Origin of the sequence: Halomonas sp. BL6, assembly GCF_006228115.1 — a bacterium.
In the GTDB taxonomy this organism is placed as follows: Bacteria; Pseudomonadota; Gammaproteobacteria; order Pseudomonadales; family Halomonadaceae; genus Vreelandella; species Vreelandella piezotolerans.
On the sequence record NZ_VDGL01000005.1, the window covers coordinates 253,037 to 274,141 of the forward strand.

A 21,105-nucleotide genomic window follows, 5' to 3' on the forward strand; every position below is an offset into this window, starting at 1 on the left:
AAACTCTCAACGAACAAACAATAGGAGACATGGGTGAACCTAGAAACAAAATGGCTGGAAGACTTTGTCGCCCTTGCAAACACTCGGAGTTTTTCAGCCTCTGCCCGACAGCGCCATGTCACCCAGCCCGCGTTCAGTCGGCGTATCAGGGCCTTGGAGCAGGCCGTTGGCGTCACCCTGGTGGATCGATCCACCACCCCCATTGGGTTGACCTCGGAAGGGCAACTCTTTTTGGTGACTGCACGCAATTTAGTCGAACAGCTTAATGAATCGTTGAGTCATTTACGCGGCTTGTCGATTGCCAACGAAGCGCTGGACATCGTCGCGGCGCATTCGCTCGCGCTGAGTTTCTACCCCCCCTGGATCTCAAGACTGCAAAAAGGACTGGGGGAGTTGCCGACGCGCTTGGTCGCCATGAATGTCGGTGAAGCCATTCATGTGCTTCGCGAGGGTAACTGCGACCTGATGCTGGCCTACTACGACCCTTTCGCGACGATGCAGTTAGATGCAGAGGTCTTTCCATCATTCTCCATCGGTAAGGTCAAGATGTTGCCCGTCTCGCTACCTGATACGCAGGGTAAGCCGCTATTTTCGCTGCAGCGTGATAGCTCGATTCCGTATTTGGCTTATACCCAAGGGGCCTTTCTAGGCCGCAGCGTGCGCATGCTGCTGAAAAATGACCCATTACGAATGAAACTTCGAACCGTTTATGAGACGGCGATGGCCGAAGGTTTGAAGGGCATGGTATTACAAGGCGTTGGTGTTGCTTGGATACCTGATTTTTGTATACGCGACGAGTTAAAAACCGGCAAGCTCGTGAGAGCTGGGGATGAGAGTTGGGATATACCGCTAGAAATACGTCTCTATCGCTGTTCGCTAGTGCACAAGCCGGGGGTAGAGCGGCTGTGGCGGCAGATGATGAAACTGCCGCGTGATTTCTTGCAGGCCTAAACGTGTAGCTCTAAAGAGAGCCAAAATCTGCGGGCAGGCCGAGGAAGTTTTGGATAATGAAAAAATGGTCTTCAAAGAGGCTTTCGGGCTCCAGGTCGGCAAGCGCCACCCAGCGTGCGTGATCGCCGCCCTTGACGGGTTTAAGGCGGGGCAACTGCTGGTCGGGCCGCAAAGCAAAGTAAAACGCCTCGGCCAACGTGCGACCTCGCCAGCTGCGGTGTGGCTCATCGAACAGCCGCTGACCCTTTAGCGAGCCTTTCAAAACGGGCTCTGGTACTTTCAGCCGGAGCCGTTCGCGAAGTTCACGCAAGCAAGCATCTAGCAAACGCTCATGGGGGTTGATGAAACCACCGGGGAGGGCGAACAATCCTTTGCCCGGCGCCGCCGTACGCTTGACTAACAGCACATGACCCGACTGAACGACAACAGCGTTCACCGTGACGAAAATAGGCGGATAGGGTGCCTGGGACCAGGCGTGACGATATTGGTCTAGAAGCTGCTGCTCTTCCAGCAGCCGATGGTAAGCATTTCCTTTGCAAAAATCTCTGACGCTCTCTACGACGCCGGGTGGCAAGTCATGGTAAGCACCGGTACTCAAGTAGTCATCGGTAGAGCCAGGGGAACGAAACAGCCGCTCACGAATGTGACTAGCTGAAATACCTTCGACCAACGGGACACTGACGGACTCCCACTGGGGGAAAAGCGAGAGATAGTAGCTTGATTGGCCGCGACTCGCACCAATGAGCCCAATGCGCGGTAAGCGTGCATTGGCGGGGGTAGCCAGATCGCGCACCTTGCGCTGTACGTCTCTCACCCACACATCATCGTTATAAAGCGCATCCAACAGGGGAGTGATTTCAAGCCGCTGATTGTCCGCATCGTCAAATCCTGAGCGAAGCATCGATTGGCGCTCATTGAAATGCCAGGGATTGCGTAACGACCGTGCTTGCCAGGATGAGCCCACCATGACGATCACTTGGCGCGCTTTTTTGAGCGCTTCTCGAATAATGGCCAGATGCCCCAAGTGGGGTGGCTGAAATCGACCTATGAACACTAAGCAATCAAAGTCGTAAGATGTGGCAGATCGGGCTGCATCTGAGTTCATCGCATTTCCTGATTGCGGAAAATGAAGAATAGAGCGGTGCCATTATGATCGCCACCCTACATCCCTGCAATGCAATCATGACTGCGCTCAACGCTTTGATTAGGTATGCTTATTCATTCGTTGTCAGACCGGCGTTGCAAAAGAACGCTATACACTGCGTTGAAGGGAAACACTATGATTAAAAAGACACTCACGTTTTGGTGGAACGTGGTTCAGGATGCAACGTCGTTATGGCTCGAGCGCAATGCGTTCAGTTATGCCGGATCATTGGCATTTTATACGCTGTTTTCGCTCGCACCGACGGTTATCATTGCCGTTACCGTGATTGGTGTGGTGTTAGGAGAAGAGGCCGCCCAGGGCCAAATTGTCGCCCAATTACAAGGCACTTTAGGAGTGGATGCGGCCTTGGCGGTCGAGCAAGCCGTGGCGCAATCGCGCATTGAAGAGTCGGGTATCCTGCCGACCTTACTTGGCTTTATTGCGTTACTCGTCGGTGCCACGACCGTCTTTGCCCAGATGCAGTTCTCGCTCAATACCATTTGGGGAGTGACCGCTAAACCGACCAGTAACAGTGCATTTATTTTCATCAAAAACCGACTGCTCTCGCTGACCGTCGTACTTTCGATTGGCTTTATTCTGCTCGTCTCGCTTGTGCTCGGTGTCATGCTCAGAGGGATGCTTCACGCTGCTAATGATCTTCTCCCTTTCGCAAGTCTACTGACGACGACCGCAGAATCTTTGATTTCACTGGCCATGGTCGCTTTACTCTTTGCCACTATCTTTAAAGTACTGCCGGATGTCGTGTTACGCTGGCAGGATGTATTGATTGGCGCTGTCGTCACTGCCGTGCTTTTCACCATTGGGCGCAGCGTGATTGCGATCTACTTGGCTTATACCGCGACGGCGTCGACCTATGGAGCGGCGGGGTCCGTCGTCATGATTCTTTTGTGGGTGTACTATAGCTCGCTTATTTTGCTGTTTGGTGCTGCTTTTACGCGCTCGCTGCTGTTACGCCGTGGACGTCCGCTAGTGCCACGCAATAGCGCCGTGCTGGTCAAGCGAGAACTGCTTTGATGTTAAGGAGTGGACGATGGCTCAATGCTGTGTACGTGCATTCGTAACGGGAAAAGTGCAGGGCGTCTGGTATCGCCGTGCTACTCAAGAGCAAGCACTCTTGAGAGGCGTCACCGGCTATGCGAAAAACTTGCCTGATGGTCGTGTGGAAGTGCTCATGTGTGGCCAGGTTGCGGCCGTCTCAGAGCTTGGTCAATGGCTATGGCAAGGTCCACAAGGGGCGCAGGTCACTCATGTCACGCTGGAGACACTCGAGAACCAATACGCCCCTGACCACTTCTCGACCTACTAGATACGTGCTACTGGCACTGGGTGAAAAAGTTAGTGAGCCTCGGTTTGCCAAGCGCGGATATTGTCGGCAGTGAGGCCAACGATGTTTTGCCGTGCTTCAGGCGTTATCCAAGCGTTGTGAGGCGTTACGATCAAATTGAGCGGTTCTGCTTTTGCCAGAGCATCGAGGAGCGGATGCCCGTCTTTGGGCGGCTCGGTAGGCAGCACATCGACCGCTAACCCACCAATGTCCCCGTCACGAAGGGCCTCGAGCGCCGCCACTTCGTCGATGATGCCGCCACGGGCACAGTTGACGATCAAGAGTGACGGCTTGGCCTTGGCAAGACGCTCCTTGTTGAGAAGGTGTTTCGTAGCCTCGTTCAGCGGACAGTGTAGGCTGATGACGTCGGCGGTGGGCAGCAGTTCGTCCAAGGACGGCCGCTGATCGTTGTGCTCATTGCCGGGTCGGGCGGCAAACGTGACTTGCATACCAAAGGCTTCGGCTAAACGTGCCACTTCAGACCCCAGTTCCCCTTGGCCGACCATGACCAGTTGCTTGCCAGACAACTGCAGTGTGGGATGTTCCTGCAAGCAGAAAAAGTCACTGTCCTGCCATTTTCCATCGGCAATGTCCGCTTGATAGCGGGGGAGGCGATTGGCCAATGACAGCATGAGCATGAGGGTATGTTGCGAGACACTGGCTGTGCCATAGGCCGAGACGTTCTTGACGGCGATGTTATGCGCTTTAGCGGCCTCCAGATCGATGTTGTTCAGCCCAGTGGCCAGCACACAAATGAGTCGCAAAGAAGGTAGCTGAGCGAGCGTGTCGGCGTCGAGTTTGACCTTGTTGACGATCGCGATCTCTGCTTCGACCAAGCGTTCACGAGCTTGCGTCGTGGTGCTCTGCTGATGGATCTCTAAGTGCGTGACAGCGTTACGAATCGCCGTCAAATCGATGTCTGGGCCAAGGCTTTGGGCATCCAGTATGACCGCGTTGGGCATTGCATGTTCTCCATTCATTGCCGAAAGCCGCTTGGCCTTGCTCGGCAGGGGGCACAAAAGGGTATAATGACCGCTCTATCGACCGCAGTCTTGGAATTTATCCTGGCAGGCCACATATTGTCAGCCTGATAACGTCGGGTGAACCGCGATACCGACAAGACGAAACCTGTTGGAGTTGAGCTTTTTCAGGAGCCATCAACATGCCCATCTATGAGTACGAGTGCAAGGCCTGCGGCCATCGCATGGAAAAACTTCAGAAAATTAGCGCAGATCCGTTAAAAAGCTGCCCTGCATGTCAGCAAGATGATCTGGAGCGCTTGGTCTCTGCAGCCGGGTTCCGCTTAGCGGGTGGCGGTTGGTACGAAACTGATTTCAAGACAGGCAGCAAAAAGAATCTTGCTGCTGAAGGACAAGCTTCCGGTAGCGCGAAAAGCGATGCCAGCAGCACGTCAACAAACAAAGGCGCCGCGGCATAGCCGCGGCTGTCAGGGCCATGGCCCAAGACAACTTAATTGCCACGAAACAGAACAGGATGTGACATGCGCAGCCATTATTGCGGCCAGCTTAACGAAACATTGGTGGATCAAACGGTCACCGTTTGCGGTTGGGTTCACCGCCGTCGTGACCACGGTGGGGTTATTTTTCTCGACATGCGCGACCGTGACGGTATCGCCCAGTTCGTCGTCGACCCCGATACCGCCGAGGCGTTTGCTAATGCCGATCGTGCTCGCAGTGAATACGTTCTGCGCATCACTGGCCGTGTTCGGCTGCGCCCCGAAGGCACTCAGAACCCCAACATGCCCACCGGCATGATCGAAGTGCTGGCAAAAGACGTCGAGGTGCTCAATACCGCCGCAACGCCGCCTTTCCAGCTCGACGAGCATGGCAAAGTCGGTGAAGAAGTGCGTTTGAAGCATCGCTATATCGATTTACGTCGGCCCGATATGATCGAGAAACTGCGTCTTCGTTCGCGTATTTCACATAGCGTTCGTGCCTACCTGGAAAACCAAGGATTCTTGGACATCGAAACGCCGGTACTGACCCGTGCCACACCTGAAGGCGCGCGAGACTATCTGGTACCTAGCCGCACCCATGCAGGCAGCTTCTTTGCGCTGCCGCAGTCCCCCCAGCTGTTCAAGCAGCTGTTGATGGTGGCGGGTTTCGATCGCTACTACCAAATTGCCAAGTGTTTCCGTGACGAGGACCTGCGTGCTGACCGTCAGCCGGAGTTTACGCAGATCGATATCGAAGCCTCTTTCGTGGAAGAGAACGACATCATGGGCATTACCGAAGCCATGATTCGTCAGTTGTTCCAGGAAGTGTTGAGTGTCGAACTTCCCGAGTTCCCGCGCATGACCTGGCAAGAAGCCATGGACCGCTTTGGTTCCGACAAGCCCGACCTGCGTATTCCGTTGGAGCTGACGGATGTCGATGACCTCATGAAGCAGGTGGATTTCAAGGTCTTTTCCGGCCCGGCCAGCGCAGACGACGGTCGTGTGGCGGCGCTCAAAGTGCCGGGTGGCGCCAAGCTTTCTCGTAAAGAGATCGATGAATACACCAAGTTCGTGGGTATTTATGGTGCGAAAGGCCTGGCGTGGATCAAGATCAACGAACGTGCCAAAGGGCTGGATGGCTTGCAGTCGCCGATCGTCAAGTTCATGGAGAACGTCGTCGAAGAGCTGCTGGACCGTGTGGGGGCCGAGGATGGTGACATCATCTTCTTCGGTGCCGACAAAGCGCGTATCGTCAATGAAGCCATTGGTGCGCTGCGCGTCAAGCTCGGGGCCGATCTTGACCTCTACACCCAGGCGTGGGCGCCCCTGTGGGTCGTTGACTTCCCCATGTTCGAAGCCGACGACAATGGCCGCTTAAGCCCGCTTCATCACCCGTTTACGGCACCGTCTTGTTCGCCGGAAGCGTTGAAGGCCGACCCGGCCAAAGCGCTCTCCCGCGCTTACGACATGGTGCTTAATGGTACGGAACTTGGCGGTGGCTCTATCCGTATCCATGACCAAACCATGCAGAGCACCGTGTTCGAGATTTTGGGTATTGGGCAAGAAGAAGCGCAAGAGAAGTTCGGCTTCTTGCTGGATGCGCTGCAGTACGGCGCACCGCCCCACGGCGGCCTTGCCTTTGGTTTGGATCGTCTGGTCATGCTCATGGCGGGCGCAAAAACCATTCGTGAAGTCATTGCCTTCCCGAAAACGCAAAGTGCGGCTTGTTTGATGACCGACGCCCCGGGTGAGGTCAGCGCTGACCAGCTCAAAGAGCTCAACATTCGCTTGCGCCAAAAAGTAAAGGCGGATGCTGCGGGCGAATAAGATCGCCTTATCGCATTGACGAGTCAAACACCGACGCGCCAGCGTCGGTGTTTTTGTTTCAGGTAGTACTAAAGGAAGAGGGCGAAGAGAAGTGTCCATGGACGAAAGACAGCCCCCTGCGACGATTAGAATTCTGGGGATCGATCCAGGTTCCAGGATCACCGGGTATGGAGTGATTGACCTAGTAGGGATGAAGCCACGCTATGTAGCCAGCGGCTGCATTCGAACGGCTGAGGGAGCGCTAGAGCAGCGCCTGGCTCAGATTTATGCAGGGATTGGCGAGGTGATAGGGCTTCATCGCCCCGATGCCGTCGCCGTCGAGCGGGTGTTTATGGCCAAAAATGCAGACTCCGCGCTGAAACTCGGTCAAGCCCGTGGAGCGGCGCTGGTCTGCCTAGCGAACCATGGATTAAGCATTGCCGAGTACGCAGCGCGGCAGATCAAACAGGCGGTAACCGGGCAAGGGGGAGCCGATAAAAGCCAAGTTCAGCACATGGTCACTACGCTGCTTGGCCTATCGGCCACCCCCCAAGCGGATGCTGCCGACGCGCTGGCGATTGCCTTGACGCACGCCTATGCAGGGAGTGCGCTCGTCATGGCGACGCCATCTCGCAGTAAACGCCGCGCTACCGGTCGTTGGCGGCTTTAGGGTTACTGGTCATCTGTACAGAGTAGCTTTATAGTGACCGCTACTTCGAATGGCTGTGAGGCAAAGGATGATTGGACGTTTGACGGGCTTATTGCTGGAAAAACAGCCGCCGTGGATGGTGGTTGACGTTCACGGGGTAGGTTACGAGCTCGAAGCCTCAATGAACACCTTCGTGGCGCTGCCAGCCCCTGGCGAGCAGGTGATGCTATATACCCATCTGACAATACGTGACGATGCCCATTTGCTTTATGGCTTTGGACGCGAGCATGAACGGGCATTATTTCGTGCGCTAATCAAAGTCAACGGCGTCGGCCCCAAGCTTGCCTTGGCGATTCTATCCGGTATGGATGAAGACGCTTTTATGCGCTGCGTGCGAGACGACGACAGCAAAGCACTGACGAAGCTGCCAGGAGTGGGTAAAAAAACGGCGGAGCGTTTGATCATCGAAATGCGCGACCGCTTTCCGGATTGGGAGCAGGGCAGTCATGCTCCCCTCGCTTTAGAAGCTACCAGTGGACGAGCCGCGCCTAGAGACCATTTGGCAGACGCAGAAGCCGCTCTCGTCAGCCTGGGTTATAAGTTGACCGAGGCGGCCAAAATGCTCGCCGATGTTGATCCGAACCAGAGCACCGAAGCCCTCATCAAAGCCGCATTGACCAAGCGAATGTCTGGTTGAGCTGTACGGGTATCATGAGTACGCCTTGGTAAGCACTTCAGAAGAGTCACTATGTTAGAACACGACCGATTAATTGCCGCCGAGCCCGAGCAAGGCGAAGTGCGCATCGACCATGCGATTCGTCCCAAGCACCTCAAGGATTATATTGGCCAGCCACGGGTGCGCGAGCAGTTGGAGATTTTCATTGGGGCGGCACGGCTGCGCGAGGAGAGTCTGGACCACACCCTGGTCTTCGGCCCGCCAGGGTTGGGCAAAACGACGCTCGCAAACATCATTGCCACCGAAATGGGCGTCGGGTTGAAATCGACGTCTGGTCCGGTGCTCGAGCGCGCCGGCGACCTTGCCGCCATGCTCACGAATCTCGAGCCTGGCGATGTGCTGTTCATCGATGAAATCCACCGCCTCTCTCCCGTGGTAGAGGAAGTTCTGTATCCGGCGATGGAGGATTTTCAACTCGATATCATGATCGGTGAAGGCCCCGCAGCGCGATCCATCAAGCTGGATCTCCCAAAGTTCACACTGGTAGGTGCCACGACACGAGCAGGACTGCTCACGTCTCCGCTACGCGACCGCTTTGGCATCGTGCAACGCCTCGAATTTTATAACCTCGAAGAGCTAACCGAAATCGTCGCGCGCTCCGCCCGTTTGCTTGGCGTGGAAACCAGCCGTGAAGGGGCCATCGAAGTCGCCCGGCGCTCTCGTGGGACGCCTCGTATTGCCAATCGGTTGCTGCGCAGGGTACGCGACTACGCCGACATCAAGGGCGACGGCGTGGTGGACGTGACGCTCGCCGATGCGGCACTCAATATGCTAAACGTCGATCATCACGGGTTGGATCATATGGACCGACGCCTGCTGCTGGCCATGATCGACAAGTTCGATGGCGGTCCGGTCGGGGTCGACTCACTGTCTGCCGCCATTGGCGAAGAGCGCGATACCATCGAAGACGTTATCGAGCCGTATTTGATTCAGCAAGGCCTAATGATGCGTACCCCCAGGGGACGCGTGGTTACCCGCCAAGCTTGGTTGCACTTCGACCGCGTGCCCCACGAGCATTCGATCAATGCCGAGGGAGAGCGTCGACCATGAGCGAAACATTTAGCATCCCCGTGCGGGTTTATATGGAAGATACTGACGCGGGGGGAATTGTCTACTACGTTAACTACTTGAAGTTTATGGAGCGTGCACGCAGTGAGTGGTTGAGAGATTTAGGCCTCGACCAGCAAACGCTGCTAGACGAAGGTACGCAGCTAGTGGTATACCGCATGGCCTGTCACTATGCCAAACCGGCCCGGTTAGATGAGGCGCTCACGGTGACGGCCAGCATCGCGGAGCAGGGACGCTGCCGAATGACGTTCGCGCAGCAGGTTTTTCGTGAAAAGGAACTCTTGTGCTCTGCCACAGTCGAGATAGCCTGCTTGCACGCAGCAACACTGCGCCCCAAAGCGTGGCCATCATCACTTAACACCGTATCCCGTCGATAACGACACTAATTGATTGAAGAGGGCAACTGTGAACGATAACGCCATGTCCATTCCCCACTTGATAATGAGCGCCAGCACGGTCGTACAGCTGGTCATGTTGCTGCTCGTGGTGGGGTCAATTCTCTCGTGGGTGGTGATTTTTCAGCGCAGTATCGCGCTACGACGAGCCAAGCAGGAGTACAACCAGTTCGAAGAGTCGTTTTGGTCTGGCGTTGACTTGAACGAACTCTACCGTGAGATTCCTGCGGACGATCCTCGGCACGGCGCAGAGCATATTTTTCAAGCTGGTTTTCGTGAGTTCAATCGCTTGATGCCCAAGACTCGCAGTGCTGACACCGTACTCGAAGGCGTTCAACGCAGCATGCGCGTTGCCTGGTCGCGGGAAGAGGATCGTCTGACTCAGCATCTCGTGTTCTTGGCAACGGTCGCCTCTGCCAGTCCCTATATCGGCCTATTTGGCACGGTGTGGGGCATCATGGGGTCGTTCCAGTCGCTCTCCATGACGCAACAAGCCACGCTCGCCACGGTGGCCCCCTGGATTGCAGAGGCGCTGATTGCCACCGCCATGGGGCTCTTCGCTGCGATTCCCGCCGTTATTTTTTATAACCGTCTCTCCAACAATGCGTCCCGCCTACTGGGCAAATACGAAGACTTTGCTGAGGAGTTTCACGCCATTTTGCATCGTAATCTGCAAGGGCGTGACGGCAAACCTAGCGCTGGTTAAGGGAGTCTGCCATGCAAGGTCCGTTCAATCGTAGTGGCAAAAGCAAGCCGATGGGGGAAATCAATGTCGTCCCCTTCATCGACGTCATGCTCGTGCTGTTGGTCATCTTTATGATTACCGCTCCTATGCTGACGCAGGGTGTGCAGGTCGACCTTCCACAGGTCACCTCCGAGCCTATTGAGACTCAGGAAGATAATGACCCGATCATCATCTCAGTCGATCGAGAGGGCGGCTACTTCATTACGTTGGGTGAGGACTCGACGGCCGTGACGCTCGACGAGATGTCGGAAAGGGTCGTGGCCATTCTGCAACGCCGCCCGGGAACACCGGTCATGGTGAGGGGTGACCGCAATGTACCCTATGGCCAGATCGTTCTTCTGATGAGCACGCTGCAGCGCTCGGGTGTCGCCAACGTGGGGCTGCTTTCCGAGCCGCCGCAAGATGGTTAAGGGCGAGTCGCACATGGCTGTGAAACCACCGCGTGACCCTCAAGACGTTGGCTATACGTGGCCGACGATTTTGGCCATTGCCGTGCACCTGCTCGTCATCGTGTTTAGCTTGATAAAGCTACCCAGTATGACGGCCGAGCCTGACTCCTCTTCGATCGTACAAGCGACGTTCGTGAGCACGGAAACGTTTACCGATCAGGCTCAGCAAGTCACCGAGCAGCAGGCGGCTATGAACAGTGCCACTGAGCCTGAAACGCCCGATCCAGAACCGCCCAGCGAAGAGCCCTCTGCAGAGGAGCAGGCCGCCGCCGAAGCCCAGCGACAAGCGGAGGCCGAAGCGGCTGAACAAGCCCGCGCCCTCGAACAAGCGCAAGCAGAGGCCGAAGCCGAGGCGCAGCGTCGTGCTGAAGAGGCTGAACGGTTGGCCGAACAGCAGGCAGCCGAAGCTCAGGCTCGCGAAGCCGAAGCGCAGCGTGCTCGCGAAGAAGCAGAAGCCCAGCGTCAGCGAGAGGTGGAAGCAGAGCGTGCACGAGCGGAAGCGGAGGCTCAGCGTCAGCGTGAGGCCGAGGAACAGCGCCAACGCGAGGAAGAAGCTCAACGTCAGCGCGAGGCGGAAGAGCAGCGTGCTCGCGAAGAGGAGGCTAGACGTCAGCGCGAAGCCGAAGAGCAGCGCGCACGTGAAGAAGCCGAAGCGCAACGTGCTCGGGAGGCAGAGGCGGAGCGTCAGCGCGAAGAGGAGGCTCGTCGCCAACGAGAAGCAGAGGAGCAGCGCGCGCGTGAGGCAGAAGCCCAGCGCCAACGGGAAGCCGAAGAGCGTCGCGCCGCAGAGGCGGCAGAAGCCGCTATGCAGCGCCAGCTCGCTGGAGAAGCAGAGGCGGCTGCCAATGCTCAGCAAGCACAGCAAGCAGCGAACAGCTTCATCAACATCGTGCGCCGTGCCGTTGAGCAGGCGTGGCTGATTCCGCCCGCTGCGAGTGATTCGATGAGTGCTACGATACAAGTACGGCTTGGCCCATCGGGTGAGCTGTTAGCGACTTCTGTGGCCGCCTCCAGCGGCGACAGTGCATTTGATCGTTCGGCCATGCAAGCGGTCGAGCATGCTGCCCCGTTCAGCGAGTTACGTGACTTGCCAGCGGAGCAGCAGCGTACTTTACGTCAATTTAATCTGCGATTTACCCCGGGGGATGTTCGCTGATGCAAACGTTAAGCAAAGTGTGGCTCTTTTGCGTACTGCTACTGATCAGCAGCGTAGCAAGTGCCAATCTAACCATTGAAATTACCCGCGGCAGTGATCAAGCGCTGCCCATTGGCGTCGTTCCCTTTGCAGGCAACGAAGGCTTACCCGAGGACGTTGCTCAAATCGTGCAAGACGACCTCGAGCGTAGCGGTTTTTTCGCACCGCTCGAGCGTAGCGCCATGTTTGACCGTCCCAGCCAAGCGTCGGACGTCGAGTTTGGCACCTGGAGGTCGCTGGACGTTCGCTACCTCGTCGTGGGGCGTGCCCAGCAAACAGGTGGGGGGTATGAGTTACAGTTCGATTTGGTCGACATTAGTGGCCAGCGCCCCATGATCAGTGAAACCGTCACGGCGAGCAGTAACGATCTTCGCGGCGCAGCGCACTACATCAGCGATCAAATCTTCGAAGCCATTACGGATATTCGCGGTGCATTTTCGACGCGCATTGCCTATGTGACGGCTCAGGGGCTGGGCGACAACATGCAGTTTGGCCTGTACGTTGCCGATGCCGATGGCCGCCGCAGTCAGCAAGTATTGACATCCGATCAGCCGATCATGTCACCGGCATGGTCTCCGGATGGCCGCAAACTCGCTTACGTCTCGTTCGAGACTGGCAAGCCATCTATTTACATCCAGGACGTCAATACAGGCCAGCGCGTTCAAGCCACCTCGTTCGACGGCATCAATGGCGCACCGACGTGGTCTCCCGATGGCCGCCGTATCGCCATGTCACTTTCTAAAGACGGTCAGCCGGAAATTTACGTGCTGGACGTGGCCAGTCGTTCTTTGGAGCGTATCACTCAAAGCAATAGTATCGACACCGAACCCGCTTGGTCTCCGGATGGTCGCAGCTTGATTTTTACCTCCGATCGCAGCGGCGGCCCACAAATCTATCAAACCTCGCTGGGTAGTGGAGAGACCAACCGATTGACCTTCACGGGTAACTATAACGCCCGTGCACGCTTTTCACCTGACGGTGAAGAGATCTTTATGATTCACCGTTCGAGCCGCGGTTTCCAAGTGGCCAAGCAAAATCTTGATGGCGGTCGCTTGGTGGTGTTGAGCGAATCCACAAGAGATGAATCTCCTAGTGTTGCACCGAACGGGACCATGGTAATCTTCGCTACCCAACAGGGTAATAGCGGAGTACTAAGTGCCGTTTCAGCCGATGGCCGCTCGTCATTTAGGTTGCCCGCAGCACAAGGTGATGTACGTGACCCTGCGTGGTCGCCTTTCTTAAATTAATAGATGAACAGCACTAATCTCTGTTTTCAGGCAAGGAGTCTGATTATGCAACTTAAGCCGTTGGCTCGCTCATTGGCAGTCGCGTTATCTATCGTAGTGATCGCTGGCTGTTCCAGCACCGGCGGAACCCAGGACGGTGACTCGTACGGAAGCCAGGATGGCAGCAGTATGGGTGCTAACACGTCGGGTGTGGGCACAGGTGGTCAGTATGGTTCAACATCGGGTTCAGGCGCTGGCCAGCAGGCCGATTCGCGCATTCCTGAAGTGCGTACGATCTACTTCGATTACGATCGTGACACGATCAAGAGCGAGTATGAATCCGTCGTGATGGCGCATGCGCGCTACCTGCGTGCCAACCCGAATGCCCGTGTGGTTTTGCACGGCCACACCGACGAACGTGGTACTCGTGAATACAACATGGCACTAGGCGAGCGTCGTGCCGGCGCCGTGCAGCGCTTCCTGAACATTCAGGGCGTTTCTCCGTCACAAATGAGCGTAGTTAGCTACGGTGAAGAGCGTCCGGCAGCGAGCGGCCAAAACGAAAGTGCTTACTCGCAGAACCGTCGCGTCGTCTTTAACTACTGATCGTATTGGCGTGTGCAGGCACGCCAATCGCATCGCTCGGAGCTAATATGAATCACAGTCTCAAGCGCTATGTTGAGAGGCTGTGCGGTGCGGGAGCCCTGGCGCTCCCGCTTTCCGTATTGCCCTTATCATTTTTGTCCGGTACAGCGTTGGCACAACAGCCCCTCGTGCAAGATCTCTCTTCTGGTTCTTCCAGCGGCTTTTATCAGCAAACGCAGCGGCAAGAAGCATCGGGTGGCAATCTGGTGCTGTTCAATCAAGTGCAGGAACATCAGCAGGAAATCCAGCAGCTACGGGGCCAAATCGAAGAGCTGCGGCATCAATTGGAGCAATTGCGAAACCAGTCGCAGCAGCAATACCTGGATATCGAAGATCGCTTGATGAGCAGCGCGCCAAGTCAAATCGAGCAGGCCACTCCTGAGGTCGAGCCCGAGGCTGCAGAGCAGGTCGTACAGGCACCTTCCTCGCGAAACGTTTCCGAAGATGCCCAGGCCGACTATCAAGCTGCCTTTGCCCATGTACAAGCCCGCCAATTTGGGGACGCTATTGCGGCGTTCGAGGCCTTTGTGTCCAACCACCCCGATAGCAGCTTGACCGCGAACGGTCATTACTGGCTTGGCGAGCTCTACGCTGCGGAGGGTGAGCTGGACGCTGCAGACCAAGCGTTTACCCGTGTCATCGAGCAGTACAGCGGCAGTACCAAAGTGCCCGATGCGCTCTACAAGCTTGGCTTGGTCAAAGCACGTCAAGGGGAAGCTCAACGCAGTCGTGAACTGTTAGAGCAGGTCCGCGACGACTATCCGCAAAGCAGTGCCGCAGGGTTGGCCAACGATTTCTTACGCCAATCCGCAGGTTAACAAGTGTGAAGAGAAACGCCTCAAGGAAACCTCATGAGCTGTAAAATCGACTATCAACCAGCGCCCAATCTGCTCGAAAATCGCGTCGTGTTGGTAACCGGTGCGGGAGATGGGATTGGTCGCGCGGCGGCATTAGCCTATGCCCGCCATGGGGCTACCGTGGTGCTGTTAGGGCGCACGATTGCCAAGCTTGAACGCGTTTATGATGAAATCGAAGCAGCGGGAGGCCCACAGCCCGCCATTTTTCCGCTCAACTTCGAAGGCGCGACCCTCAAGGACTTCCATGACATGGCAGAAACGCTGGACAAAGAGTTCGGGCGTTTGGATGGCCTATTGCATAATGCGGGATTGCTGGGCCGTATCACTCCTTTCGAGCAGTATAATCCTGAGCTGTGGGAACAGGTGATGCAGGTCAATATCAATGGTCCCATTTGGATGACACAGGCGCTGCTGCCGTTGCTGCAAGCATCCGATGATGCTTCGGTAGTTTTTACGTCGTCTAGCGTAGGGCGGAAGGGCCGCGCTTACTGGGGAGCCTATTCGGTCTCCAAATTTGCAACGGAAGGCTTTGTGGAAGTGCTCGCTGACGAGCTGGATAAGCAGCCCAACGTGCGGGTCAATACGTTGAACCCTGGGGCAACGCGGACACAAATGCGCCGTACCGCTTACCCTGGAGAAGATCCCTTCACGCTGCGCACGCCTGAAGAGATCATGCCAACATATCTATGGCTCATGGGGCCCGATAGTAAAGGCGTCAGCGGCCAGAAATTCGATGCCCAGCCGCCACGCGCCTGACCGTTTCTCTTTTTAAGTCGTTCGGTGGCCGTGCAAAGCGGCCACCAGCTCAGCGCAGGTCGCAAACCATAGGTCGGCGGGCCACTGCTGATAGTCCTCCTCTTCACTGATATAGCCATAGCCCACGGCCACGGCGGTCATGCCAGCCGCTTTGGCGGCTTCCATGTCTCTCACATGATCGCCGACGTACCAACACGCCTCGGGTGGAATGCCCAATCGCTTTGCTGCTTCCCAAAGTGGTTCAGGCGCTGGTTTTTTGACCCTCAAGTCATCAGCACACAACAAAGCCCCCGGGGTAAGCGCCAGCGCCTCGATCAATGGTTCGGTATAGCGGCGTGGTTTGTTGGTGACGATTCCCCACTTACGTGCTTCCCCCTCCCAGGTAATCAACCACTCATCTAGGGGAGCGAACAGTCTGCTATCGACGGCCAAGGCCTGCTCGTACGCATCCAACAAGAACTGCCTGGCCGCATCGTGCTCAGCACTACCCGCCTCCAGTCCGAGTGCCAACGTCACCAATGCGCTGCCGCCATTCGAGACTTGGGCGCGTATGACGTGAAACGGCAAAGGATCTAAACCGTGATGCGCACGCAGTGCATTCGTCGCCGCCGCGAGATCCGGTGCGGTGTCGACCAGCGTGCCGTCCAAGTCGAATAGAATCGCAATGGGGGGAGTAGCTGACGTCATCATTCGCTCACTTTACGGCAATACATCATATAGTTAACCGACACATCGTGGGGCACCAAGCGATAATGACGCGTAATGGGGTTATACGTCAGCCCTGTTTGTTCGCGTACTTCTAGCGCTGACGAGCGTGCCCATTGGGCCATCTCAGAAGGGCGGATGAATTTCGAGTAATCGTGAGTGCCGCGGGGCAATAATTTGAGCACGTACTCTGCGCCTACAATGGCAAACGCGTAGGATTTTGGTGTTCTGTTCAACGTAGAGAAAAACACATAACCACCGGGACGCACCAGTACGCTACAGGCACGAATGACCGAAGCAGGATCAGGGACGTGCTCCAGCATCTCCATGCAGGTCACCACATCGTAATGACCAGGCTGTTCGGCTGCTAAGCCTTCGACGCTAACATGGCGATAATCGACCTCGACCCCACTTTCTTCAGCATGCAAGCGGGCAACGCCAAGCGGTGCTTCGCCCAGGTCGATACCCGTCACATGGGCACCTCGATGGGCCATCGCTTCACTCAGAATGCCGCCACCGCAGCCAACGTCTAAGACCTTTTTTCCGGCAAGCCCCGCTCTGGCATCGATAAAATCAAGTCGCAGTGGATTGATATCGTGGAGCGGTTTGAATTCACTGTTTGGATCCCACCAGCGACTGGCAAGTGCTTCAAATTTCGCAACTTCTGCGGCGTCGACGTTGTCTTGGTGGCGCCCAGTAGTGCTATCCTGAAGTGTCTCTGGCATGGTGTAACCCCTATCAGCGATGAATGGTGAGTAGTCGATGCGCCCTTGGCCATTGTTAGGCGAGGTGCCATCCACTCTTACGTTGAGTATGATGGTTATTCTAACCACTCCTGGCGTGGAACGCATGGAAAGGAACGCAGCATGAGGCCTAACACTTTATTTTACCGGCGCTTATCGGATAAGGAGAGCCGCTGATGAAGGTACTGCTGCATGGAAGTGAGCTCAGCGCGGCCACGGCGGCGGCCGCCCTGGCCTGGGTCGGACACCGTGTAGATTGGCTGCTCCACGACAGCGTTCCGTGGTCCACTCTGGTCAATGCAGATTGGCTGCGGCGCGAGCCTTCTCTCATGGGGCATATCGAACAGGCCATGGCTGCTGGTAACTTACGTGTCATCGACGCCCCGGAGATGTGTAAGACGCCCGATGTTGTTTGGCTAGGGCTCTCTCCTAGCCAGCGACAAGCGGCCAGCACGCTTCTCGGGCACGGCATGTTCGACGCCTACAGTGGGGCAGTATTGGTCAATAACTCGACGTTCCCGGTAGGCGAGACGGAACGGCTGCACTCTCTCATGGGGCAGCAGCATAGTCGTGTTGCCCTGCCTGATACATTAGAGGAAGGACGTGCATGGCAATCGTTTACGCGGCCCATGCGCTGGCTGCTGGGTTGTGATGACGCCAAGGGCGAACAGGTGACTCGAGAGCTACTGCGCGCTTTCAACCGTCGTAGCGAAGTGTTTCAGTGTATGCCTTGTCGGGCAGCGGAACTGACCAAGCTGGCCATCAATGGCATGCTCGCGACACGTATTAGCTACATGAATGAGATTGCTGGGTTGGCGGACACGCTGGGAGTCGATGTCGAACACGTTCGCCAGGGAATGGGGGCCGATACACGTATCGGTTTTGAGTACCTCTATCCGGGCTGCGGCTTCGGCGGGCCCAATTTTTCGAGGGATTTGATGCGCCTAGCCGACGTACAGTCCGCTAGCGGACGTTACTCGGCGTTGCTCGAGCAAGTCATGGACATCAATGAGCAGAAGAAAGAGACTCTGTTCAGAAAACTATGGGGGTTCTTCGAAGGCGATCTAGCGGGTAAAACCGTGGCGATATGGGGAGCGGCCTTCAAGCCCGGCACCGCACGCATCGACCACGCGCCGGTGCTCACGTTGCTCGAAGCCTTGTGGGCACAGGGCGTCACGGTCAAGCTCCACGACCCGGCCGCCACTCATGCGCTGCACGCTACCGTTGGCCAGCGGGACGGTCTAATGACTTTCGACGCAGATCCCTATTTGGCTTGCCAAGATGCGGATGCGTTGATGTTAGTGACCGAATGGAAGGCCTACTGGAACCCCGATTGGCATCGCTTAGCGAGTCTCCTCAACGCAAGGCTTATTTTGGACGGTCGTAACATTTACGATCCGGCTTTTGTGGCGAGCTGTGGCCTGCATTACCGAGGGATTGGGCGCCGCGCCGATCCAACGACGCTTTAAGGAAACATCATGTCTGACGCGACTTCATCTCAGCGTATCGTTCCCGATGTGGATCAAAGCCTGACGGCGCATCATTTACGTCATCGCAGAGGCCCGAAGCTTTGGCCCCTGTGGCTCATGTTAGTGTTGATTCTACTTCTCTTGGGAGCTGCGGCGGCGGGATTGTGGTACGAGAGAGAACGGCTGCTGGGCGAAGTACATCGCGTTAGTGGTGAAGTCTCTAATCTACACGCCAGGCTGGACTCAGGTGACACGGATGCTCAGGATGCGTTAACCTTTGTACAAGCTCAAATGACGACGCTGTTTCAAGAGCAGGAGCAGCTCTCCATTGCGCTCACCAATACCCGGGAAGAGCTCTATGGGCTGCTGACGGATAATGAGGAGCTAGTCTCCGATGAAGCACTGGAGCCACTCGCTTTACAGTTGGAACAAGTCCAAGAGCAAGCCGAGTTACGCGACCGCCAGCTCGCCTCGATACGCTCTTCGTTGGATGCATTGGAGCAAGCAGGAACTTCAGGGCGGCAAAATTTGGTCGAAGAAGTAGCGCATTTGGAGAACGTTCTGGGGCAGCGTCTGACCTCCATGGAGCGCCAAGTTTCCAGCGACCGAGAAGCACTAGAGGCACAGTTTCAAAACTGGCAGGCAGAGGTCGAGCAGCAGTTGACTCAGCTATCAAACGACGTGACGGCCGTTGCATCAGTCGATGAATCTGCCACTCAGGCGGAGCTATCGGCCCTTCAGGAGCAGTGGTCTCAACGCTTGAGTACACTCGAGAGCGACGTCAGGCAGGTCCGCCAAGCGCAGCTTGCCTTTAGCGCGCAGATGGAGATGCTGAGAAATTAAGTACCTGTTTATGCGGTCAAGTGTAGTCGCCACACAGCCGGTCATGGGGTTAGGGATATCACGGTATGGGAAGACAACGGCATTGGCCCTCGGCCAAACAAATGGCCTGTGTAGTGACACTGCCACTTTTATCGGTTGCCACCTCCACATGGGCGTTAGAGGCGGCTATTAGCGGTGTCAGCGGTCAAGTCTCCGATAACATCGGTGCTTACTTGGAAACTATCGACGCCGAACAATACACCGACACGCGTTTAGAGGGGGAAATTCGCCAGCGTACCCAAGAGGCCATGCGCGTATATGGCTACTATGAGCCCGACGTCACGGTGGATCTAAACGCGACGCCTATTTCCATAAGCATAGAACCAGGCCCACAAGTCACGATCGAAGTGCTCGACATCACCCTCAATGGAGATGCCAACGACGATCCACCGTTCCAAGAAGCGCTAGATGACTTTCCTCTCAAAGAAGGCGACCCTTTACGTCATGCTCCATGGGATAACTTGCGCTCGCAGTTCGCTGGGTTAGCGATCGAACGCGGCTATTTCGACTGGGGCTTCTCCGACCGCAGAATGGAAGTCCGTCCTTATTTGGAAAGCGCGCGTCTCTACATGACCTTCGATAGCGGCCCTCGTTATCAGTTTGGCGAGACGTTGATCACGGGCAGCCATATCCAGCCCGAGCGGTTACGTGAAATGCAAACCTTCGAAACAGGGGACCCTTACCTCGCCGAGTCGCTAGCCCGCTATAATCAGCGGCTGGCGGAAACAGGTTGGTTCAGTTCTGTTTCTGTGAGGCCACGCTTGGAAACCGCGCAAGAATTGACGATCGCTCCTCCCAGCGGTGGATCTCCCTGGTGGAACGAAGCGACGGCATCGCAACCCCAGCGTCCGCGACTGAGCAGCGCAGCACTGGCCAGCGCACTGAGCATTCACAGCCACAATGACACTCGGCTTCCCATCGACATCAATGTAGAGCCCGCTGATCGACACCAATTCGAAGTGGGTGTGGGCTTTGCTACCGACGTGGGCCCCCGTCTCCGCTTTGGGTGGCAACAGCCCTGGATCAACCGGTTTGGCCATAGCCTCAACCATGATCTCTATGTATCTGCTCCAGAGCAGCGGTTTACCGGTGTGTACAACATTCCGCTCGAAGATCCCCTACGTGACAGCTACCGTCTCCAATACGGCGTGCGAAACGTCGATGATAGCGACACCCAGTCGTTAGAAGGCACGGTGGAAGTGGCGCGGCGCTGGGAGTTCGATAACCGCTGGGTGCAAACGCTTTACTTCAGAACGACCTATGAAGATTTTACTCAAGGTGGTCAGGCAGACGAAGTTTGGCTGTTCTATCCCGGTATTCAGTGGTCGAGAACCCGCACGCGCCCTCAACGTTTTCCGTTATGGGGCGACCGCCAGCAGCTGTCGATCGAATACTCCGACCGCGCCTGGGGATCCGATGCGCGATTCACCCGGCTCACGGGGGATACTGAGTGGATTCGTATGATCGGTAACGATAATCGCTTTTCTGCACGGTTGAGCATAGGGGCCATTGAGACGGATGACTTTGACAAACTACCGCCTTCGCTACGTTTCTTTGCCGGCGGTGACCGCAGCGTACGTGGCTACTCCTACGAGAGTTTGTCCCCCCGCAACCCAGAAGGGCGTTTACGCGGTGGCCAGCAAATGCTGACGTCGACGCTTGAGTACCAGCGCCGTGTGACCGGAGACTGGTGGGGCGCCACCTTCATCGATGCCGGTGATGCATTCGATAATTGGGGGCCCAATGATCTCAAAACAGGCGCAGGGGTAGGGGTTCGCTGGATCTCTCCTGTAGGGCCTATTCGCTTCGATATAGCCCACCCCTTCGATGTGGACGACGCTTTCCGCGTGCACTTCTCTATCGGTCCGGAATTCTAGGAGAGC

23 protein-coding genes are annotated in these 21,105 nt (G+C 56.3%); 19 read left to right on the top strand and 4 right to left on the bottom strand.

Annotated elements, in window-relative coordinates:
- Positions 1-33 precede the first annotated feature (33 nt).
- Positions 34-951: a LysR substrate-binding domain-containing protein gene (locus FHJ80_RS12410; RefSeq protein WP_139527535.1), complete on the top strand. Its 918-nt coding sequence runs from the start codon at positions 34-36 to the stop codon at positions 949-951.
- A gap of 10 nt (positions 952-961) precedes the next feature.
- Here the strand turns inward: FHJ80_RS12410 and FHJ80_RS12415 are convergent, their stop codons facing one another.
- Positions 962-2,056 (bottom strand): bifunctional nicotinamide-nucleotide adenylyltransferase/Nudix hydroxylase, encoded by a 1,095-nt coding sequence (locus FHJ80_RS12415; RefSeq protein WP_139527536.1) that lies wholly within the window; start codon positions 2,054-2,056, stop codon positions 962-964.
- 174 nt (positions 2,057-2,230) lie between these two features.
- On the opposite strand from FHJ80_RS12415, the gene FHJ80_RS12420 reads away from it, so the two are divergent.
- Together FHJ80_RS12420 and FHJ80_RS12425 are read left to right on the top strand one after the other, a co-directional pair.
- Entirely contained in the window at positions 2,231-3,130 is a 900-nt protein-coding gene (locus FHJ80_RS12420) for a YihY/virulence factor BrkB family protein (protein ID WP_139527538.1), read from the top strand.
- 16 nt (positions 3,131-3,146) lie between these two features.
- A complete protein-coding gene (locus FHJ80_RS12425; protein ID WP_139527540.1) occupies positions 3,147-3,422 on the top strand; it encodes an acylphosphatase in 276 nt (91 codons plus the stop codon).
- Between the two features lie 29 nt (positions 3,423-3,451).
- Here FHJ80_RS12425 and FHJ80_RS12430 read toward each other — a convergent pair whose 3' ends face one another.
- Complete coding sequence (locus FHJ80_RS12430; protein ID WP_139527542.1) at positions 3,452-4,402, bottom strand: D-2-hydroxyacid dehydrogenase; 951 nt, start codon at positions 4,400-4,402, stop codon at positions 3,452-3,454.
- 200 nt (positions 4,403-4,602) lie between these two features.
- Here FHJ80_RS12430 and FHJ80_RS12435 point away from each other — a divergent pair, with 200 nt between their 5' ends.
- From FHJ80_RS12435 to FHJ80_RS12495, 13 genes are all read left to right on the top strand, one after another.
- Positions 4,603-4,878 carry an FmdB family zinc ribbon protein gene (locus FHJ80_RS12435; RefSeq protein WP_139527544.1) on the top strand — a complete coding sequence of 92 codons (276 nt, stop codon included), beginning with the start codon at positions 4,603-4,605 and terminating at the stop codon, positions 4,876-4,878.
- Between the two features lie 63 nt (positions 4,879-4,941).
- A complete protein-coding gene (gene aspS / locus FHJ80_RS12440; RefSeq protein WP_139527546.1) occupies positions 4,942-6,723 on the top strand; it encodes an aspartate--tRNA ligase in 1,782 nt (593 codons plus the stop codon).
- 97 nt (positions 6,724-6,820) lie between these two features.
- The gene (gene ruvC, locus FHJ80_RS12445) at positions 6,821-7,372 is read left to right on the top strand and encodes a crossover junction endodeoxyribonuclease RuvC (RefSeq protein WP_139527548.1); all 552 of its coding nucleotides are present in this window, start codon (positions 6,821-6,823) and stop codon (positions 7,370-7,372) included.
- A gap of 67 nt (positions 7,373-7,439) precedes the next feature.
- Complete coding sequence (gene ruvA, locus FHJ80_RS12450; RefSeq protein ID WP_139527553.1) at positions 7,440-8,048, top strand: Holliday junction branch migration protein RuvA; 609 nt, start codon at positions 7,440-7,442, stop codon at positions 8,046-8,048.
- Positions 8,049-8,099: 51 nt separating this feature from the next.
- Positions 8,100-9,137, top strand: coding sequence for a Holliday junction branch migration DNA helicase RuvB (gene ruvB / locus FHJ80_RS12455; protein WP_139527555.1), 1,038 nt, complete (start codon positions 8,100-8,102; stop codon positions 9,135-9,137).
- Positions 9,134-9,532, top strand: a complete 399-nt coding sequence (gene ybgC, locus FHJ80_RS12460) for a tol-pal system-associated acyl-CoA thioesterase (protein WP_139527557.1) — start codon at positions 9,134-9,136, stop codon at positions 9,530-9,532. The genes ruvB and ybgC overlap by 4 nt, the downstream gene beginning before the upstream one ends.
- Positions 9,533-9,560: 28 nt before the next feature.
- Positions 9,561-10,256, top strand: a complete 696-nt coding sequence (tolQ, locus tag FHJ80_RS12465) for a protein TolQ (RefSeq protein ID WP_139527559.1) — start codon at positions 9,561-9,563, stop codon at positions 10,254-10,256.
- An 11-nt stretch (positions 10,257-10,267) separates the two neighbouring features.
- Complete coding sequence (gene tolR / locus FHJ80_RS12470) at positions 10,268-10,705, top strand: protein TolR (protein WP_139527561.1); 438 nt, start codon at positions 10,268-10,270, stop codon at positions 10,703-10,705.
- Positions 10,706-10,718: 13 nt separating this feature from the next.
- Positions 10,719-11,900 carry a cell envelope integrity protein TolA gene (gene tolA, locus FHJ80_RS12475; RefSeq protein WP_139527562.1) on the top strand — a complete coding sequence of 394 codons (1,182 nt, stop codon included), beginning with the start codon at positions 10,719-10,721 and terminating at the stop codon, positions 11,898-11,900.
- Positions 11,900-13,186 (top strand): Tol-Pal system beta propeller repeat protein TolB, encoded by a 1,287-nt coding sequence (tolB, locus tag FHJ80_RS12480; RefSeq protein ID WP_139527564.1) that lies wholly within the window; start codon positions 11,900-11,902, stop codon positions 13,184-13,186. The genes tolA and tolB overlap by 1 nt, the downstream gene beginning before the upstream one ends.
- Positions 13,187-13,231: 45 nt before the next feature.
- Positions 13,232-13,771, top strand: a complete 540-nt coding sequence (gene pal, locus FHJ80_RS12485; protein WP_139527566.1) for a peptidoglycan-associated lipoprotein Pal — start codon at positions 13,232-13,234, stop codon at positions 13,769-13,771.
- Between the two features lie 47 nt (positions 13,772-13,818).
- Positions 13,819-14,628, top strand: coding sequence for a tol-pal system protein YbgF (gene ybgF, locus FHJ80_RS12490; RefSeq protein ID WP_139527568.1), 810 nt, complete (start codon positions 13,819-13,821; stop codon positions 14,626-14,628).
- Positions 14,629-14,661: 33 nt separating this feature from the next.
- The gene (locus FHJ80_RS12495) at positions 14,662-15,423 is read left to right on the top strand and encodes a YciK family oxidoreductase (RefSeq protein ID WP_139527570.1); all 762 of its coding nucleotides are present in this window, start codon (positions 14,662-14,664) and stop codon (positions 15,421-15,423) included.
- Between the two features lie 12 nt (positions 15,424-15,435).
- Here FHJ80_RS12495 and FHJ80_RS12500 read toward each other — a convergent pair whose 3' ends face one another.
- Positions 15,436-16,110 carry an HAD family hydrolase gene (locus FHJ80_RS12500; protein ID WP_139527755.1) on the bottom strand — a complete coding sequence of 225 codons (675 nt, stop codon included), beginning with the start codon at positions 16,108-16,110 and terminating at the stop codon, positions 15,436-15,438.
- A complete protein-coding gene (gene ubiG / locus FHJ80_RS12505; protein ID WP_139527572.1) occupies positions 16,110-16,853 on the bottom strand; it encodes a bifunctional 2-polyprenyl-6-hydroxyphenol methylase/3-demethylubiquinol 3-O-methyltransferase UbiG in 744 nt (247 codons plus the stop codon). The genes FHJ80_RS12500 and ubiG overlap by 1 nt, the downstream gene beginning before the upstream one ends.
- A 194-nt stretch (positions 16,854-17,047) precedes the next feature.
- Between ubiG and FHJ80_RS12510 the strand changes: the two genes are divergently transcribed.
- From FHJ80_RS12510 to FHJ80_RS12520, 3 genes are all read left to right on the top strand, one after another.
- Positions 17,048-18,340, top strand: coding sequence for a nucleotide sugar dehydrogenase (locus tag FHJ80_RS12510; protein WP_139527574.1), 1,293 nt, complete (start codon positions 17,048-17,050; stop codon positions 18,338-18,340).
- Positions 18,341-18,349: 9 nt separating this feature from the next.
- A complete protein-coding gene (locus FHJ80_RS12515; RefSeq protein ID WP_139527576.1) occupies positions 18,350-19,183 on the top strand; it encodes a hypothetical protein in 834 nt (277 codons plus the stop codon).
- Positions 19,184-19,248: 65 nt separating this feature from the next.
- Entirely contained in the window at positions 19,249-21,099 is a 1,851-nt protein-coding gene (locus FHJ80_RS12520; protein WP_139527578.1) for an autotransporter assembly complex family protein, read from the top strand.
- The last annotated feature ends 6 nt before the right edge of the window (positions 21,100-21,105 follow it).